16 protein-coding genes are annotated in these 17,165 nt (G+C 65.9%); 6 read left to right on the forward strand and 10 right to left on the reverse strand.

Annotated features, from left to right (window positions below; all coding sequences use genetic code 11):
* Positions 1-67: 67 nt before the first annotated feature.
* Both H6844_00960 and H6844_00965 read left to right on the forward strand, forming a co-directional pair.
* Positions 68-1,615: a Pyoverdin chromophore biosynthetic protein pvcC gene (locus H6844_00960; protein ID MCB9927976.1), complete on the forward strand. Its 1,548-nt coding sequence runs from the start codon at positions 68-70 to the stop codon at positions 1,613-1,615.
* A gap of 140 nt (positions 1,616-1,755) precedes the next feature.
* Positions 1,756-2,241, forward strand: coding sequence for a bacterioferritin (locus H6844_00965; protein ID MCB9927977.1), 486 nt, complete (start codon positions 1,756-1,758; stop codon positions 2,239-2,241).
* Between the two features lie 177 nt (positions 2,242-2,418).
* Here the strand turns inward: H6844_00965 and H6844_00970 are convergent, their stop codons facing one another.
* The 3 genes from H6844_00970 to H6844_00980 form a co-directional block, all read right to left on the reverse strand.
* Positions 2,419-3,357 (reverse strand): NAD(P)-dependent oxidoreductase, encoded by a 939-nt coding sequence (locus H6844_00970; GenBank protein MCB9927978.1) that lies wholly within the window; start codon positions 3,355-3,357, stop codon positions 2,419-2,421.
* 73 nt (positions 3,358-3,430) lie between these two features.
* Positions 3,431-4,810, reverse strand: a complete 1,380-nt coding sequence (locus H6844_00975) for an NAD(P)/FAD-dependent oxidoreductase (GenBank protein ID MCB9927979.1) — start codon at positions 4,808-4,810, stop codon at positions 3,431-3,433.
* A gap of 22 nt (positions 4,811-4,832) precedes the next feature.
* Entirely contained in the window at positions 4,833-5,591 is a 759-nt protein-coding gene (locus H6844_00980) for a TVP38/TMEM64 family protein (GenBank protein MCB9927980.1), read from the reverse strand.
* A gap of 228 nt (positions 5,592-5,819) precedes the next feature.
* Here H6844_00980 and sthA point away from each other — a divergent pair, with 228 nt between their 5' ends.
* Both sthA and meaB read left to right on the forward strand, forming a co-directional pair.
* Positions 5,820-7,223: a Si-specific NAD(P)(+) transhydrogenase gene (gene sthA, locus H6844_00985; protein ID MCB9927981.1), complete on the forward strand. Its 1,404-nt coding sequence runs from the start codon at positions 5,820-5,822 to the stop codon at positions 7,221-7,223.
* A 79-nt stretch (positions 7,224-7,302) separates the two neighbouring features.
* A complete protein-coding gene (gene meaB, locus H6844_00990) occupies positions 7,303-8,316 on the forward strand; it encodes a methylmalonyl Co-A mutase-associated GTPase MeaB (GenBank protein ID MCB9927982.1) in 1,014 nt (337 codons plus the stop codon).
* A gap of 281 nt (positions 8,317-8,597) precedes the next feature.
* Here meaB and H6844_00995 read toward each other — a convergent pair whose 3' ends face one another.
* The 6 genes from H6844_00995 to H6844_01020 form a co-directional block, all read right to left on the reverse strand.
* Positions 8,598-9,779, reverse strand: a complete 1,182-nt coding sequence (locus H6844_00995; protein MCB9927983.1) for a VWA domain-containing protein — start codon at positions 9,777-9,779, stop codon at positions 8,598-8,600.
* 170 nt (positions 9,780-9,949) lie between these two features.
* On the reverse strand, positions 9,950-10,801 hold the full coding sequence (locus H6844_01000) for a MoxR family ATPase (GenBank protein MCB9927984.1): 852 nt from the start codon (positions 10,799-10,801) through the stop codon (positions 9,950-9,952).
* Between the two features lie 106 nt (positions 10,802-10,907).
* On the reverse strand, positions 10,908-11,321 hold the full coding sequence (locus H6844_01005; GenBank protein ID MCB9927985.1) for a PaaI family thioesterase: 414 nt from the start codon (positions 11,319-11,321) through the stop codon (positions 10,908-10,910).
* 5 nt (positions 11,322-11,326) lie between these two features.
* On the reverse strand, positions 11,327-12,283 hold the full coding sequence (locus H6844_01010; protein MCB9927986.1) for a MoxR family ATPase: 957 nt from the start codon (positions 12,281-12,283) through the stop codon (positions 11,327-11,329).
* A gap of 132 nt (positions 12,284-12,415) precedes the next feature.
* Entirely contained in the window at positions 12,416-13,816 is a 1,401-nt protein-coding gene (locus H6844_01015) for a CoA transferase (GenBank protein MCB9927987.1), read from the reverse strand.
* A 103-nt stretch (positions 13,817-13,919) separates the two neighbouring features.
* The gene (locus H6844_01020; GenBank protein MCB9927988.1) at positions 13,920-14,318 is read right to left on the reverse strand and encodes a lipocalin-like domain-containing protein; all 399 of its coding nucleotides are present in this window, start codon (positions 14,316-14,318) and stop codon (positions 13,920-13,922) included.
* Between the two features lie 110 nt (positions 14,319-14,428).
* Here H6844_01020 and H6844_01025 point away from each other — a divergent pair, with 110 nt between their 5' ends.
* Positions 14,429-15,229 (forward strand): hypothetical protein, encoded by an 801-nt coding sequence (locus H6844_01025; GenBank protein ID MCB9927989.1) that lies wholly within the window; start codon positions 14,429-14,431, stop codon positions 15,227-15,229.
* A 144-nt stretch (positions 15,230-15,373) separates the two neighbouring features.
* Positions 15,374-16,456, forward strand: a complete 1,083-nt coding sequence (gene rutA / locus H6844_01030) for a pyrimidine utilization protein A (protein MCB9927990.1) — start codon at positions 15,374-15,376, stop codon at positions 16,454-16,456.
* Between the two features lie 209 nt (positions 16,457-16,665).
* Here rutA and H6844_01035 read toward each other — a convergent pair whose 3' ends face one another.
* Positions 16,666-17,037, reverse strand: a complete 372-nt coding sequence (locus H6844_01035; protein MCB9927991.1) for a nuclear transport factor 2 family protein — start codon at positions 17,035-17,037, stop codon at positions 16,666-16,668.
* Positions 17,038-17,165 lie beyond the last annotated feature (128 nt).

Genomic DNA, 17,165 nt, shown 5'->3' on the forward strand with positions numbered 1-17,165 from the left:
GGGGGGAGCGCTCGGATAAGCTTCGGGTCCAGGCCTGTGCAAGGCCCACCAAAAAAGGAGGAACGTCATGGCCGCCCCATCCCCCCGCCCGGAAGACATCATCGCCGGCCAGAACCGCCCCTTTACGGGCGCCGAGTTCCTCGAAAGCCTGCGCGACGGGCGTGAGGTCTGGCTGTATGGCGAGCGCGTCGACGACGTCACCACCCACCCCGCCTTCGCCAACGCCGCCCGTTCGCTCGCCCGGCTGTACGATGCCCTGCACGACCCGGCCACCAAGGATGTGCTGACCCGCGAGACCGACACCGGCTCCGGCGGCTACACCCACAAATTCTTCCGCGCCGCCGCCTCGCGCCAGGATCTGGAGGGCCAGAAGGACGCGATCAAGAAATGGGCGCAGCTCTCCTATGGCTGGATGGGCCGCAGCCCCGACTACAAGGCCAGCTTCCTGTCGACCCTGGGTCCGAACGCCGACTTCTACGGCCCCTGGGCCGACAATGCGCGCGCCTGGTACAAGCGGGCGCAGGACAACGTGCTGTTCATGAACCATGCCATCGTCAACCCGCCGATCGACCGGCACAAGGCGGCGGACCATGTGAAGGACGTCTACGTCACCATCGACAAGGAAGACGATGCCGGCATCTATGTCTCCGGTGCCAAGGTGGTGGCGACCGGCTCCGCGCTCACCAACTACAATTTCCTGGGCCAGAACCTGTCGGCGGAGATCACCGACACCGACCTGGCGACCATGTTCATCGCGCCGATGAACACGCCGGGCATCAAGCTGATCTGCCGCCCTTCCTACGAGCTGGCGGCCAAGACCATGGGCACGCCCTACGACTATCCGCTGTCGAGCCGGTTCGACGAGAACGACGCCATCCTGATCTTCGATAACGCCTTCATCCCGTGGGAGAATGTGCTGGCGCACCGCGACCTGGACATGCTGATGAAGTTCTACCCGTTTTCGGGCTTCTTCAACGGCTTCACCTTCCAGGCCTGCATCCGCATGGCGGTGAAGCTGGATTTCCTCTCGGGCCTGATCTGGAAGGCGCTGCGCTGCACCGGCTCCAGCGAGTCGCCGGGCGCGAAGGTGCAGATGGGCGAAGTGGTGGCCTATCGCAACCTGATGTGGGGGCTGGCGGAAAGCATGGCGGCGACGCCGCAGCCCTGGAAGAACGGCCATGTGCTGCCGAACGCCCGCTCCGGTGCGGCCTACCGGGTGATGTCGCCGGAGATCTATCCGAAGGTGCTGAACATCGCCAACAAGATCCTGGCGAGCGGCCTGATCTACCTGCCCTCCTCCAGCAAGGATTTCGCGAACCCGACGGTCGACGCCTATCTGAAGCAATACGTGCGCGGCAGTTTCGGCATCGAGTACCGGGAGCGGATCAAGACGCTGAAGCTGCTCTGGGATGCGGTCGGCACCGAATTCGGCGGCCGGCACGAGCTCTATGAGATCAACTATGCCGGCAACTGGGAAATGGTGCGCGGCCAGACGCTCACGCAGTCGCAGAACAACGGCGTCATGGACGAATGCATCGCGCTCGCCGAACAATGCATGAGCGAATACGACGAAACCGGCTGGCAGATGGAGGGGTTCGCCAACGGCCTGGACTGAGCGCCGTCGGGCGACCGTCTGCGCCGAGGGGGGGGGGTGGACAAATATACCCCCTCTTTCGTCGCGGCCCCATTGCGGCAGCGGGATGGGGCGCTAATGTCTAGGCCATATTCCGCCCACGGAAACGGAGAACCACGAGTATGAGCAACCAGCCGCGCAGCCTGAAAAACCTGCAAAAGGCGCTGTCCATGGAATTGAGCGCCGCGCACCAGTATCTGTTGCACGCCCATGTGCTGGAGGATTGGGGCCTGGAGACGCTGGCCGCAAAAATGCGCGAGGAGATGCAGGAAGAACTGGGCCATGCCGGCCGCTATATCGACCGCATTCTGTTCCTGGACGGGGATCCGAAGGTGACGGAAGAAAAGCCGGCCGTGCGGGCGGACTCGTTGAAGGAGCTGTTCGAGGCCGATCTCGCCGACGAGAAGGAGGCGATTTCCTTCTATACCCAGGCCGCGAACGAGGCGCGCGACGACAATGACGTCGGCACCCGCACCATGTTCGAGAATATCGTCCTGGACGAAGAAGGCCATATGGACTGGCTGAAGCAGCAACTCGACCTGATCAAGCGCATCGGCGAGGCGGCCTATATCGCCCAGCACATGGCGCTGTCGCCGTCGGCGGCATAAGCGCCCGCGATTGGTTTCTGTTCCCCGGACGGTGCGGAGCACCGATCCGGGGCCACTTGCGACGAGCGAACACCGGCGATGACGGTGTTCGATGAATGACTCCGATCCCGGCCCACCGCTCCGCGGCGGCCGGGAAACACCGGGTCGGTCCCCGAGGGCCGCACTCCCGCGCCGGCCTCAGACCGTTGGCAGGCCTTCCTGCCGGCGCACGGTGTTGATGATCTGGCGCACCCGGTCGCGGAAGGCCGGGTATTGCAGGCTGAATTCCTCGACCGCACGGGAATTGTCGATCAGATAGTTGCCCGAGGCATCCTTGCCGCCGGTCTCGTGCTTGAACGTGATCTGCGCGTCGGGCAGAAATTCGCGCACGATCTTGGCCAGGTCGCCCATGCTGATCGTGTGGCCGCCGCTGTTGTAGGTGGTGTGCTTCGGCTTGTCGGTGGTGGCGACGCGGGCGAACACCTCGGCGATGTCATCCACATGGATCGGGCAGCGCATGGCGTCGGCATAGGGGAAGCTGACCGGCTTGCCCCTGGCCGGCATTACCATGCACTGCACATGGTCGATGGAGCCGTCCACCTTGTCCGGGCCGGTCACGTTGGCCGGGCGGACGCAGGTGATGGTCATGCCGTATTTCTCGCGATAGTCCTGCGCCTGGAACTCGTTGAAAATCTTGTTGAAGGCGTATTGCAGCGTGCCGTATTTGGCGTCGTCCTCATTCACCAGCCGCTCGCCGAAATTCTTCTGCTGGCCGCTGACCGCCAGCGAGCTGGCAAACACGGTGTGCTGAACGCCGCCGAGGCGTGCGGCCTCGAAGCAATTGTCCATGCCGACCACGTTCAGCTTTGTCGCCAAGTGCGGCGGCATGTCGGAGCCGATGAAATAGGAGAGATTCACCAGGGTTTTCGGTTTCACGTCGGCCACCAGGCGGACCATGTCGTCGAACTGGGTGACGTCGGCGCGGACCATGCGCACCGCCTCGCCCAGCGGTTCGAAGATCGGGGCTGCCGCGGCGGTGTTGATGTCGGCGCAGACGACCTGTTCGCCGCGGGCGACAAGCAGCGGGATCATGCGGCGGCCGATGAAACCGGCACCGCCGACAACGAGAATGGTCATGGCAAGGGCGTCCTCTGGCTGGGGTGTTTTTCTGGCGCCAGCATCCCGCAAACGCGCGGCGGAGGAAAGGCCCTTAGGGCAGCCGCTGCAGCCAGCCGACAATGCGGCGGGTGCGGGGCGAGAACAGGCTGTCCGAATAGAAACTGCCGGCGGCCCGTTTCCAGGCTTCCGAGAGCGTCGGATAGGGCGCGATCACCTGGGCCATCGCACCGATTTTGAGCCTGTTCTGGATCGCCAGGCACCAGGGCAGGATCAGTTCGCCCGCCTGCGGTCCGGCTATGGAGCAGCCCAGCACCCGCCCCCGGCGGGTCGCCACCACCTTGACCAGCCCATCGGTCCGGCCGGTGGCAATCGCCCTGTCGTTTTCGGCGAAGGGCCAGGCGAGGACGCGCACGGCAGCATCGCCGAACCGCTTGCGCGCCGTCGCTTCGGTCAGGCCGACCTGGGCCAGTTCCGGGTCGGTGTAGGTCACCCAGGGGATCAGGCCCGGGTCCGCCTTGGCCGGCAGGAAGAACAACGCCCGCTTCAGCACCACGCCGGCCTGGTAGCCGGCGGCGTGGGTGAATTGCGGGCCGCCGGCAACATCGCCCACGGCGAACACGCGGCGGTTGCCGGTGCGCATGCCGGCATCGGTGCGGATCGCGCCCCGCTCCAGCGGCACGCCCGCCGCCTCCAGGCCGAGGCCGTCGACGGTCGCGCGCCGGCCCACGGCCACCAGCAGGTGCGAGCCTTCGACAGTGTTGCCATCGGAGAGGGTCAGCCGGACGCCCGCGTCGGTGCGCTCTGCGGCGCTCGCGTCCACGCGCTCGCGGATATCGACGCCCTCCGCCGCCAGCCGCCGGCGCACCACGGCGACGCCGTCCGGGTCATCCCTGGGCAGGAGGGTGTGGCGCTGGATCAGGGTGACTCGGCTGCCGAGCCGGACATGGGCCAGCGCCATCTCGCAGCCGATCGGGCCGCCGCCCAGAATGAGGAGATGCGCCGGCGCCGCGCGCAGGTCCCAGAGAGTTTCGTTGGTGAGGAAGGGCACCTCCGCCAGCCCCGGCAGGTCGGGAATGCGCGGCTGCGAGCCGGTGGCGACGACGAAGCGGCGCGCCCGGATGCGGGTGCCGCTCTCCGTCTCCAGCGTGCGCTGGTCGCGAAAGCGCCCGGCCTCGCGCAGCACGGTGACGCCCAACCCTTCGAACCGCTCCTGCGAGTCGTTCGGGGCGATGGTGGCGATGGCCGCCTGCACCCGCGCCATGGCCTCGGCATAGGACGGGCGGGGATGGTGGGCGGCGGCCGCCAGCAGCGTCTTGGACGGCACGCAGCCATAGTTCAGGCAGTCGCCGCCCATCTTGTGCGGCTCCAGCAAAACGACGCGCGCGCCCATCTGCGCCGCGCCCGCAGCCACCACCAGGCCGCCGGAGCCGGCGCCCAGCACGCAAAGGTCGGGCTTCAACATCATGGTCATGGCCGTCGCCTCCGCTGCCCGGTCAAAGGGCGGCGGTTGGCAAGGTGGGGGGCGGGGTGGACCCGCCGCCGCGCAGCCGCTTGTACACCAGCGGCAAGGCAGCCAGCACCGCCAGCCCGACCAGCGGCAGGATCAGCGCCGGATCGCGCAGCTGGTCCAGTCCTGGCACCTCGCCGCGGGCGAACACCGTGTCCAACCCCGCGCCGACGCTGCAATAGACTACGGTGCCGGGCAGGATGCCGAAAAACGTGGCCAGCACATATTGGCGGAGTGTCAGGCCGACAAAGGCCGGCACGATGTTCAGGAGCCAGAACGGCATGACCGGCATCAGCCGCAGCACGAGCAGGTATTGGAAGGCATTGTCGCGAAAGCCGGAGTCAAGCCGGTTTAGCACCCGTTGCACCGGCGGTCGCCAGCGTTCGCCAAAGGCGGAGCGGGCCAGGAGAAACAGGCCGGTCGCCCCCAGCGTCGCTCCGACGACCACGACGGCGCTGGCCCAGACCGTCCCCAGCAGAAAGCCGATGGCCAGCGTCATCACGGTCCCCACCGGCAAGGACAGCAGGGTGACCACCGCGTAGAGCAGGGTCAGCCCGAGCGTCGCCAGCACCGGATCGGCCGCGACCAGGCCGTTCAGCCGCGCGCGCTCCGCCCCCAGCCGCTCGAAGGTGAGAACGTGCTGCAGCCCCAGGGCGAAGAACAAGGCAAGTGCGCCTGCGAGAGCGGCCAGCACCAGCCAGGGTTTGGCGCGCTGGACAAGAGATGGAGAGCGATCGGCGGCCAAGGGGGACGCCTCCGGTTGTGGTCGGATTGCGGTCATGCTTTTGACATAATGGCCAGGGGCAACACGGACGAGTCAGGTTTCCGTGAAAAGGCCGCAAAGGAACCGACGCACCCCGTTGCGGCCGGGTTGCACCCAAGGGCTCCCATCGGGCACAACGCACTGGTGTCGCTTACCCAAACGTAACCAAGCCTGTGTTGAGTGAGACCGCCGACTGGAGAGGGAGTCACGATGACGGCCTATGATTATGACCTGTTTGTGATCGGCTCGGGCCCCGGCGGGCAGCGGGCGGCCATCGCCGCCGCCAAGGCCGGGAAGCGCGTCGGGGTCGCCGAGCGGGTGTCGGTGGTGGGCGGCGTTTGCGTCAACACCGGCACGATCCCGTCGAAAAGCTTCCGCGAGGCCGCGCTCTACCTCTCCGGCTATCGCGAGCGCGGCGTTTACGGCGCGTCCTACACGGTGAAGCAGCGCATCACCATGGCCGATTTGCTCTATCGCACCGACTGGGTGATCAAGCGCGAGATCGACGTGATCCAGCATCACTTTCAGCGCAATGGCGTCGACCTGTTTGCCGCCGAGGCCGCGTTCACGGACCCGCATACACTGCGCCTCTCGTCGGTCGACGGCTCCGGCATGCGCGATGTGACGGCGGCCAAGATCATTCTGGCGGTGGGCACCACCACGGCCCGCGCGCCGCATATTCGCTTTGACGGCCAGCGCATCTTCACCAGCGACGACATCCTGACCTTGCGCGACGTGCCCACTTCGCTGGCCGTGATCGGTGCCGGCGTGATCGGGTGCGAGTATGCGACCACCTTTGCCGCGCTCGGCACCCGGGTGACGCTGATCGACCAGCGGCCGCAGCTTCTGGATTTCGTCGACCGCGAGATCACCGACCATCTGGTCTACCACATGCGCCAGAACCGCATGACGCTCAGGCTTGGCGAGACCGTGGAGGGCATCGAATCCTATGACGACGGCCGCGGCGAACATGTGCGCATCGCGCTGGCCAGCGGCAAGCAGATCGTCACGCAAAAGGCGCTCTATGCCATTGGCCGGTCCGGCGCGGTCGGCGGGCTGCGGCTGGAGGCGGCGGGGATCGAGGCGGATGCGCGCGGCCGACTGAATGTGGATGAGCAGTTCCGTACCAATGTCGATCACGTCTATGCGGTCGGCGACGTGATTGGCTTCCCGTCATTGGCCTCCACCTCCATGGAGCAGGGCCGGATCGCGGCCTGTCACGCCCTGGGCCTGGGCGGTGAGAAGATGGCGAGCCATTTCCCATTTGGCATCTACACCATCCCGGAAATCTCCATGGTCGGCGCGAGCGAGGAGGAATTGACGGATGCGGGCGTGCCCTATGAAGTGGGCAAGGCCAGCTATCGCGAGGTGAGCCGCGGTATGATCCTGGGCGACTCCTCCGGTTTCCTGAAAATCGCTTTCCACCTGGAAACCCGCGAGATCCTGGGCGTGACCATTATCGGCGAGGGCGCCAGCGAACTGGTGCATATCGGCCAGGCGGTAATGGCCCATGGCGGCACCATCGACTATTTCGTGAACAACGTTTTCAACTATCCGACGTTGGCGGAGTGCTACAAGAACGCGGCTTTCGACGGCATCAACCGTCTCGGCTGAGGGGCGGGGCCGTAAGGCGTCGCCGACGGGGTTGCGCCAGCGCGACGCTTCGGGGAGATTGGCGCGCCCGTTCCGCCCGATGCTCCGAGCCAAGCGTTTGCCCATGTCGCCACCTTCTCTCGACGAACTCACCGCCGGCGTGCTGGCCGGCAACCGGGCCATGCTGGGCCGGGCGATCACCCTGGTCGAAAGCCGCAGCGTTCGCCGTCAGGCCGATGCCCAGGACCTGTTGCACCGGCTGCTGCCGCATGCAGGCCAGGCGCACCGGGTGGGCATTACCGGCGTGCCCGGTGTCGGCAAGTCCACCTTCATCGAATCCTTGGGCGTGCAGCTGACAAAGGCCGGCCACAAGGTGGCGGTGCTGGCGGTGGACCCGACCTCGTCGCGCACCGGCGGCTCGATCCTGGGCGACAAGACCCGGATGGCGGCGTTGGCCAGCGACCCGCACGCCTTCATCCGCCCGAGCCCCTCTGCCGGCACGCTGGGCGGCGTCGCCCGCGCCACGCGCGAGACCATGATCGTGCTGGAGGCGGCCGGCTATGACGTGGTGCTGGTGGAGACCGTCGGCGTCGGCCAGTCCGAGACCACGGTCGCCGACATGGTCGATTTCTTCCTGGTCCTCATGCTGCCGGGCGCCGGCGACGAGTTGCAGGGCATCAAGAAGGGCATTCTGGAACTGGCCGACATGGTGGCGGTGAACAAGGCCGACGGCGACAACCGCAATCGCGCCGTGGCCGCGCAGCGGGAATACCGCACCGCCCTGCACATTTTGACTCCTGCCTCGCCCAACTGGTCGCCGCCGGTGGTCACCTGCGCCGGCCTGACCGGCGAAGGGCTGGCGGACCTTTGGCAAAAGATCGAGGAGCACCGGCGCATTCTCGGCGAAAGCGGCGAACTGGCGGCGAAGCGGCACGCGCAACTGGTGCGCTGGATGTGGGCGTTGCTGGAAGACCGGGTCATGGCCGGCATCCGCCACCATCCCGACGTGCGCGAGGCGCTGCCGGGAATCGAGCGCGCCGTGGCCGCGGAGACGCTGACGCCGACCAGCGCGGTTGACCGCATCCTGCATCTCTGGCGCGCGCCGGGGTATTGAGGCGGTCACCGAGCTTTCCCGGCCCCGAGCCGGGATCTCCGGCCGGAAAGGCGCCGTTTCCGGCCAGGGGCGGGACAAGAGCGACCGTGGTGTTCGTCGGATGACACCGGCCCCGGATCGTGGCCCCGCCGCCTCCAGGAAATATTTCCCGTCACATTCGAGCTTTCCCGGCCCCGAGCCGGGATCCCTGGCCGAGGCAGGCTCCATTGCTGGCCAGAGGCGCACACGGCGGGGGGTCCCGGATCGCCTGCGGCGTCCGGGAAAGCAGGGGGTGGGGGGCTTTAACCGCGCAGCGCCCGTAGGCCGCGGTCGAGGCCGTCGATCGACAGCGGATACATGCGGTTGACCATCAATTCCTTGATGACCTGCGTCGACGGCGTGTGATCCCAGCGGGTTTCGGGCCGCGGGTTCAGCCAGATCGCGTTCGGCCAGTGGTCCAGCATGCGCTGCAGCCAGACCGCGCCGGCTTCCTCGTTCCAGTGCTCGACGCTGCCGCCCTTGTAGGTGATCTCGTACGGGCTCATGAAGGCGTCGCCGACGAAGATGACCTTGTAGTCGGTCTGGTAGGTGTTGATCACGTCCCAGGTCGTATGCCGAACGTCATGGCGGCGGCGGTTGTCCTTCCACAGATACTCGTAGATGCAGTTGTGGAAGTAATAATATTCCAGGTGTTTGAACTCGGTCCGGGTGGCGGAGAACAGTTCCTCGCAGACACGGATATGGTCGTCCATCGAGCCGCCGACGTCGAAGAACATCAGCAGTTTCACCCGATTGGTGCGCTCCGGCCGCATGACGATGTCGAGCAGGCCGGCATTTTTGGCCGTGTTGTCGATGGTGGCGTCCAGGTCGAACTCGTCCTCGACGCCGGTGCGGGCGAATTCGCGCAGGCGGCGCAGCGCGATCTGGATGTTGCGAATGCCCAGTTGCAGCGAGTCGTCGTAATTCTTGTACTCGCGCTTGTCCCAGACCTTCAGCGCCTTGCCCTGGCGGCGCTTTTTCTGGCCGATGGCCACGCCTTCCGGATTGTAGCCGCCGGTGCCGAAGGGGGAGGTGCCGCCGGTGCCGATCCACTTGTTGCCGCCGTGGTGCTCGCCCTTTTGCTCTTCGAGGCGCTTTTTCAGCTCCTCCATCACCTTTTCCCAGCCGCCCATGGCCTCGATCTTGGCCTTGTCCTCGTCCGAGAGCAGCAGTTCGGCCTGCTTGGCCAGCCATTCGTCGGGAATGTCCTCGCCGAACAGGCCCTGGGTGACGTCTTCGATACCTTTGAAGAACTGGCCGAACACCCGGTCGTAGCGGTCGAAATACTTCTCGTCCTTCACCAGGCAGGCGCGAGAGAGGTAGTAGAAGTCGTCGATGTTGTACATGACGAGGTTCTTCTGCATCGCCTCGACCAACATCAGCCATTCGCGGATGGTCGCCGGGATCTTGGCGGCCTTCACCTGGAAGAAAAAGTCGATGAACATGGGCTAAGCCCTCCTATTGGCGCGCCGACGCACTATACCATGGCGTCATTGCGAGGCGAAACCGAAGCAATCCAGACCCACGCCATACCGCTCCGTGACGTTTCCTGGATTGCTTCGCCGCCTGCGGCTCCTCGCAATGACGAATGAGCGGGGATGGAGCGCCGTCGCCCCTAGCCGCGCTCGCGGCGGTTCAGGAAGATCAACCGTTCGAACAGGTGAACGTCCTGCTCGTTCTTCAGCAGCGCGCCGTAGAGCGGCGGGATCGCCTGGGCGCCGTCCTTGCCCTTCAGGTCTTCCGGGTTGATGTCCTCGGCCATCAGCAGCTTCAGCCAGTCCAGCAATTCGCTGGTGGAGGGCTTTTTCTTGATGCCCGGCACTTCGCGCAGGTTGAAGAACACCTCCATGGCGGCCTTCACCAATTCCTGCTTGATGCCCGGATAGTGGACATCGACGATTTCCTGCATCGTTTCCTTTTCGGGGAAGCGGATGTAGTGGAAGAAACAGCGGCGCAGGAAGGCGTCCGGCAGTTCTTTCTCGTTGTTCGACGTGATGATGACGATCGGCCGGACCTCGGCCTTGATGGTCTCGCCGGTCTCGTAGACGAAGAACTCCATCCGGTCGAGTTCCTGCAACAGGTCGTTCGGGAACTCGATGTCGGCCTTGTCGATTTCGTCGATCAGCAGCACCACCTTGCCGTCTTGGCTGAACGCCTCCCACAGCTTGCCCTTGTCGATATAGTTGCGGATGTCCTTCACCCGCTCGTCGCCCAGCTGGGAATCGCGCAGGCGGCTGACCGCGTCGTACTCGTACAGGCCGTGCTGGGCCTTGGTGGTCGACTTGATGTGCCAGGAGATCATCGGGATGTTGAGCGCGCGGCTGACTTCCTCGGCCAGCATGGTCTTGCCGGTGCCGGGCTCGCCCTTGATCAGCAGCGGGCGCTCCAGCGTGATCGAGGCGTTGACCGCCAGCATCAGGTCTTCGGTGGCAACGTAGGAGTCGGTGCCTTCAAAACGCATGGACAAGGGTTGTGCTCCTGGGAGTTTGACTTTCACGTGCGACGCACCGTAGCGGCGCGGCGAATGCACGGCAAGCGCGGGATTGCGGGGGGAATGGGCTTTCGATCGGTCGTTATTTCCGCGGCGCCAGCACCATTTGCGTCTGGGTCACCACGCCGGCGAGGCGGCCGCCGTCGACGGTGACGCGGGTTTGCCAGACCATGGTGCTCCGGCCCTTGTGCAGGGCGGTGGTCTCGCCGATGAGTTTCGCACCGGCCGGGGCGCCGGCCAGAAAGTTGGTCTTGCTCTCCAGTGTCGTCGTGCCGAAGCCTTCGTCCAGATTCACCATGGCGGCGGCCCCGCCCATGGTGTCGGCAAAGGCCATCAGCGCGCCGCCATGGCAGATGGCCGGCCGGGTGCAGAGCTCGTCGCGCACCAGCATTTCCGCCGTCAGCCGGTCGTGGCTGGCTTCGGTAAAGCGGATGCCCAGCAGGCGGGCGAACGGCAGCGGGTTGTCGTTCAGCCACGCTACCAGGTCGCCCGTCATCGCCATCACGCCACCGCCTTCTCGGCGCTGCGGATGAACTCGTAAAGGTGCTGGTCGACCGCCTGGATGTCTTCCTCGAACTTCAGGAAGACGTTCAGGGTCTCGCGCACCATGTCGGCGTCGAGCTCGTTGGCGTGCAGCAGCAGCAGCACCCGCGCCCAGTCGATGGTTTCGGAGACGCTCGGCTGCTTTTTCAGGTCCATTTCGCGCACGGACTGCACAAAATGCACCAGTTGCGTGCGCAGCGCCGGCGGGATGTCCGGCACGCGCGCCCGGATGATCTCGCGTTCCAGCTTGGCGTCCGGGAACGGCACGAACAGGTGCAGGCAGCGCCGCTTCAGCGCGTCCGACATGTCGCGGGTGTTGTTGGAAGTCAGGAACACATAGGGCCGTTTCTTCGCCTTGATCGTGCCCAGTTCCGGAATGGTGATCTGGAATTCGGAGAGGATTTCCAACAGGAACGCTTCGAACTCGTGGTCGGACTTGTCGACCTCGTCGATCAGCAACACACAGCCATCGTCCTCGCGCAGGGCCTGCAACAGCGGTCGCGGCGCCAGGAAGCGTTCGGAGAAGAACACGTCGGAGTGCCGGTGCAACTGGTCCATGGACTCGGCCAGTCCCTTCGCGCCCTGCAGCACCTCCTCCATCTTGTCCTTCAGGATCTGCGTGTAGAGGAGCTGCTTGGCATAGCGCCACTCGTACAACGCCTTGCCCTCGTCCAGGCCCTCATAGCATTGCAGGCGGATCAGCGGCGCCTCCAGATAGGCGGAGGTGGTGTTGGCGAGCTCGGTCTTGCCGACGCCCGCCGGGCCTTCGATCAGGATCGGCTTTTCCAAATGGCAGGCGACATACAGGGCCGTCGCGATGGTGCGCGAGCAGATATAGCCCAGTTCGGCATAGCCCTGTTGGATACGCTCGATCGATTGCAGCTTTTCTGCGCGCGTGGCGGCAAGGTCGGTCATGAGGCGGCAAGGGCTCCGAAAACGGCACGGGTGGATGGCCGTTCGCACGGCCTTAGACGTTGGTCGCATCATGCCCGTGCCGCGCGCCGCCCGCAAGCGGGGCGCGAAGTCACGGGGTTGCGTGCACCCGGCTTACTCCGCGGCGCGGCTTGCAGCCTGCCTGGCCGGCCATTCCGGGCTGTCGCCGCCCAACACCGGCGTCGGCCGGTCCCAGCGCGGCGGGGTCTCGGAGAGCCGGAGGATCGGCCCCAGATGGCGGAGCGGCCCGAATGCCGGCCGGGTTTCGATGCGCAGCGCATCCAGTTCATCGGCCGACAGGTCCATGCCCGGCTGCTGGTAGCCGACATCGCCCTGGCGGTGGATGAACATGCCGGACTGGCAGAGCGAGACGCGCACGTGATAGCTGCCGCCTTCCGTGGCACGACGGGCGAGCGCCAGCAGAATGCCATAGGCGGCCAGATAACCGGTGGTGTAGTCGCAGGCCGCAGCCGGCAGCAATTGCGGCCGTTCCGGCGTTCCCTCGTGGCAGATGCCGGTCATGGTCTGAGCCACCTGCTCCCAGCCGCCGCGGTGGCTGAACGGGCCGTCGGCGCCATAGCAACTGATCGAGGCGTAGATCAGGCCGGGCCGGATTGCCGCCAGTTCCTCCGGCCCGAAGCCGAGGCCGCCGATCATGCCGGGGCGGTAACCCTGGCTGAACACGTCGGCTTGCTGCACCAGCTCTTTGAGGCGGGCGTTGTCGACCGGGTCCTTCAGGTTCAGATAGCAGGAGCGCTTGCCGTGGCTGGTATCCATCACGTGCTCGGCGATCTGGGGCAGGCCCTCGGCGGTGACCATCAGCACCTCGGCGCCATGCTCGGCCAGTGTGCGACCGCAGATCGGCCCGGCCAGGATGCGCGTCAGGTCGAGCGCGCGAATGCCGGAGAGCGGCCGGTCGCCCGCCGGCAGCGGCTCCGGCGCGCTGTCGGCGATCTTGATCACCTCGACAATGGGCTTGGCGGCCAGCACCCGGCCGTGCTCGCTGGCCAACCATTCGGCGTTGGTGCGGACCATGCCGCCGCAAACCCGGTGCTCGTCGATGGCGGCTTCGAGGTCGAGCGCGTCCCATTGCCCGACGGCGTTGGCCACCGACTCGGGGTTCGGCTCACAACCCAGCAGTTTCAGCATGCGCGCCTGCAGGTTGGGCAGGCCGAAATGCGGCAGCACCCAGCGGCCGTCCCTGGTGGGCCAGGGTTGGGTGATGGCGATCATCGCCTCATGGTTCTTGTTCACCACCGGCCGGAACACTCCGCCTTCGTCCGGCCGCTGCATATAGAGCGACGAGCGCAGGCCGGCGGCGGCGTGGCGGACGTCGATGGCGACCTTCTGTCGGCGACCGCTCTTCAATTCCCACAGGTCGTTGACCGCGGTGCCGACCCCGGCCAGGACCGCGGCGCAGGTCTCGCCGATTTTGAACTTGGTCGAGAACACCGGGTCGGCGCCGGTGATGGTCACCTCGCCGGTCGCCGGCAGGCCCTTGTCGCGGGCGGCCATGACCTCTTCGAAGGCGGTGGGGTTGGACATGGGCGGTTCCTCCTGTCAGTCGGAATTCTGGTGCGGCCGGCGCGGTCGGTGTTCCGGTCGTGCGGCGACGTCGCTAGACGTCCGCCAGTTTCTCCCACCAGATCGTGCGTCGCTCGGCCGGCTTGCCGCCATAGGAGCGCAGCGGCGGACGCAGCACCATCAGGTCGCCCTCGAACGAGACCTCGCGCACCTGTTGCGTGCCCATGCGGGCCGGGTCGGAGGCGGCGTCGACCGTGGTGACGAGCGTCTGGCCGTCGAAGGTGTAGGCGCCGGCATAGCAGGAATACTCGCGCGTCTGGCCCTCCGGAATCGTCTTGCGGGCATCGACGATGGAGGCGGACAGGCGGCCGTCGGCGGTGAGCACGACGCGGCCGATGACGGCTTCGCCGCCGAAGGGCGGGGCGACCGGGTTGCCGTCGGCGTCCACCGCTTCGGCGCGCACCAGGCGCCAGGTTCCGACATGCTTGGGCATCAGTTTGGTTTTCCGGTTTGTCGCAGGATGGTTCGAAGGTACAATTATCATTCGCGAATGCGCACCGCTCGGCAAGACCGGATGCGCCCGGTCCGGCAGGAGGATCCATCATGCAAGCCGTCGCCAGCACCGACACTAGGCCCATTCCCGTCGTCGAGAAGGTCGGCGCCGGCTCCCGCACCGACTATATCGGCAGCCCCGGCATTATCGATGCCAACCCACAGGCCTTTCTGGTCGACCGGTTGTATCCGGGCGCCCACATCGCGCCGCACTTTCACGATGTCGACCAGTATCAGGTCGTGGTCGGCGGCTTTTGCACCATGGGCAAGAAGGCGGCACCGCCGGTGACCTTCCAATACGCCGACGCCTATACGCCCTATGGTCCGATCAAGGGCGAGGAAAAGGGGTTTGTCTTTTTCACCCTGCGGCCGGTGGCGAGCGGCGGGTTTTTCCCGATGCCCGGCAGCCGCGAACACATGCCCGGCCGGGCCGGCCGCAATATTGCCGGCCATTTCGACCGCTCCGGGCCGCGGCCGGCGGTGGGCGAGTGCGTGGCGGCGGCGTTGATGGACGGCCAGAACGACGGGGTCGATGCCCGCGGTTATCGCCTGGGCGCGGGTGCCTCCATGACCGGCCCGGTCTCGGACGGCGGCGGCCAGTACTATCTGGTCTGCGAGGGCGAGGTGGCGCAGCACGGCAAGACGCTGCCGCAATGGTCGCTGCTGTACGTCGCGGCGGGCGAGCCCGCTCCGGTGCTGACCGCCGGCGCGGAAGGTGCCGACGTGCTGATGCTGCAATTCTGCCGCCCCGGCGACCGGCCGGGCTCGAACCCGGCGGAACTGGCCAAGCGCGATCCCAACGCCTACCGCCACCGCCCCGGCGCTCCCGCCAGCGAGTCGGTGCGGCGCTAAAGCGGTCGGCCAGCTTGATCGGGAGGGATTACCGGGTGGTCGTGTTTGATTGCACCCCGGCCCTTGCCCTGACCTTGCCGATCCGATCGTTTGGCACGTTGCTTGCTCCGGAGAGAGAACACCATCTCTCGGGAGCCCGCGACCATGGACATCGGCGTCTTTCTTCCCATTGCCAATAACGGTTGGTTGATCACCAAAACCTCACCTCAATACTTGCCAAGCTTTCAACTCAATCAGACCATTACGCGGAAAGCGGAAGAATATGGCCTGGATTTCGTGCTCTCCATGGTCAAGCTGCGCGGGTTTGGCGGTGAGACCGAGTTTTGGGATTATGCCCACGAATCGTTCACGCTGATGGCCGGCCTCGCGGCGGTTACCGAGCGGATCAAGCTGTTCGCCTCCGTTGCCGTGTTGACGCTGCCGCCGGCCATGGTCGCGCGCATGGCGGTCACCATCGACTCGATCGCGCCCGGGCGCTTCGGCGTGAACATCGTCTCCGGATGGGCCAAGGACGAATACACGCAAATGGGCCTGTGGCCGGGAGACGCGTATTTCGGCTACCGCTACGCCTACAGTTCCGAATACGTGCAGGTGATGAAGGATTTATGGGAGACCGGCCGCTCCGACTTCAAGGGCGGGCATTTCACCATGGACGACTGCCGTCTGCTGCCGCAGCCCTCGGGCAGGATCGAACTGGTCGCCGCCGGCCAGAGCGACACCGGCATGGCATTCACCGCAGAATACTGTGACTATCAGTTCGTGCTGGGGACCGGCGTCAACACGCCGGCTGCCTTCGCACCCACCAATGAGCGCTTGACGCAGGCGGCGGCTGTCAGCGGCCGCGATGTCGGGTCCTATGTGCTGATGATGGTCATCGCCGACGAAACCGACGAAGCCGCCATGGCCAAATGGCAGGACTATCACGACAACGCCGACACGGACGCCCTGGCCTGGATGGCGGGCCAGGGCGCGGGCGACCCGAACGCGGATGCCCAGGGTACGGCCAGCTCCATCACCGCGCCGGAAGGGGCGGTCAATTTCAACATGGGAACCTTGGTTGGGTCTTACGAGAGCGTTGCCCGCATGCTGGACGAGGCGGCCAGCGTGCCGGGAACCAAGGGCATCATGCTGACCTTCGACGATTTCGTGGCGGGGATCGAGGCCTTCGGCACCCGAATCCAGCCATTGATGGCATCGCGCGCCGACCAGGCGACCGCTGCAGCCTAGTGTGGTTCCGGTCCTGGTTGCCCCACTCTCCTGCCCATCTCCCGCGCAAGCGGGAGCCCATGCCTGAGAGCGTCTCACAGGACACGGACTCTGTATTTGCCTCTCAGGCATGGGTCCCCGCTTCCGCGAGGACAGGGGAGATGGGGGTGTGCCAGCGGGAAAAGACTCCGCTCTAGGCGAGCGACCCGTCGCGCCGGCGCGCGTGGCGCTCAGTCCGTCTTGGTCGACTGCCAGGCCACCATCTGCCACTGGCCGCCGCGCTTGGCGTAGACGTCGGTGAAGCGCACGGCGAAGGAGATCGGCGAGCCGGCGCGGTCGATGCTGATCTCGGCACGGCCGGTGAGCACCACCGTTTCGCCCAGGTCCTGGGCCTTCACGTCCGACGGCGTGCAGGCCTTGTAGACCGTGGCGCCGGACTGCATCGCGCCGATCAGGGTCGCCTTGGTATCCATCCGGGCCGAGGAGTGGGTGTAGACCAGATCGTCGGCGATGATGGTGTCGAGCTTGGCATAGTCCTGGGCGGCCATGGCGTCCATGCGGGCCTTGTCGAGCGCGATCACGGTGGCGGCGTTGTCGGCCATTGTCGGGGTTTCCTCTGGGGTCTGTTCGGGTTTTTGGGTCCATCGGGTTGATGGGGGGCGACTATAGGCGGCCCTGTTCCGTGCGCCTATAGTGTCCGCCAATGGAGACCCGACGCTCCTGCCAGGAG

Source organism: Alphaproteobacteria bacterium (assembly GCA_020638555.1).
Classification (GTDB): Bacteria; Pseudomonadota; Alphaproteobacteria; order Bin95; family Bin95; genus JACKII01.

Coding starts and splice junctions, on each gene's coding strand:
- H6844_00995 (MCB9927983.1), bottom strand. CDS start 9,779: ATGTTCATCGACTTTTTCTTCCAGGTGAAGGCCGCCAAGATCCCGGCG.
- sthA (MCB9927981.1), top strand. CDS start 5,820: ATGACGGCCTATGATTATGACCTGTTTGTGATCGGCTCGGGCCCCGGC.
- rutA (MCB9927990.1), top strand. CDS start 15,374: ATGGACATCGGCGTCTTTCTTCCCATTGCCAATAACGGTTGGTTGATC.
- H6844_00965 (MCB9927977.1), top strand. CDS start 1,756: ATGAGCAACCAGCCGCGCAGCCTGAAAAACCTGCAAAAGGCGCTGTCC.
- H6844_01015 (MCB9927987.1), bottom strand. CDS start 13,816: ATGGCCGCCCGCGACAAGGGCCTGCCGGCGACCGGCGAGGTGACCATC.
- H6844_01025 (MCB9927989.1), top strand. CDS start 14,429: ATGCAAGCCGTCGCCAGCACCGACACTAGGCCCATTCCCGTCGTCGAG.
- meaB (MCB9927982.1), top strand. CDS start 7,303: ATGCTCCGAGCCAAGCGTTTGCCCATGTCGCCACCTTCTCTCGACGAA.
- H6844_00960 (MCB9927976.1), top strand. CDS start 68: ATGGCCGCCCCATCCCCCCGCCCGGAAGACATCATCGCCGGCCAGAAC.
- H6844_01035 (MCB9927991.1), bottom strand. CDS start 17,037: ATGGCCGACAACGCCGCCACCGTGATCGCGCTCGACAAGGCCCGCATG.
- H6844_01010 (MCB9927986.1), bottom strand. CDS start 12,283: ATGACCGACCTTGCCGCCACGCGCGCAGAAAAGCTGCAATCGATCGAG.
- H6844_00970 (MCB9927978.1), bottom strand. CDS start 3,357: ATGACCATTCTCGTTGTCGGCGGTGCCGGTTTCATCGGCCGCCGCATG.
- H6844_01005 (MCB9927985.1), bottom strand. CDS start 11,321: ATGACGGGCGACCTGGTAGCGTGGCTGAACGACAACCCGCTGCCGTTC.
- H6844_00975 (MCB9927979.1), bottom strand. CDS start 4,810: ATGACCATGATGTTGAAGCCCGACCTTTGCGTGCTGGGCGCCGGCTCC.
- H6844_01020 (MCB9927988.1), bottom strand. CDS start 14,318: ATGCCCAAGCATGTCGGAACCTGGCGCCTGGTGCGCGCCGAAGCGGTG.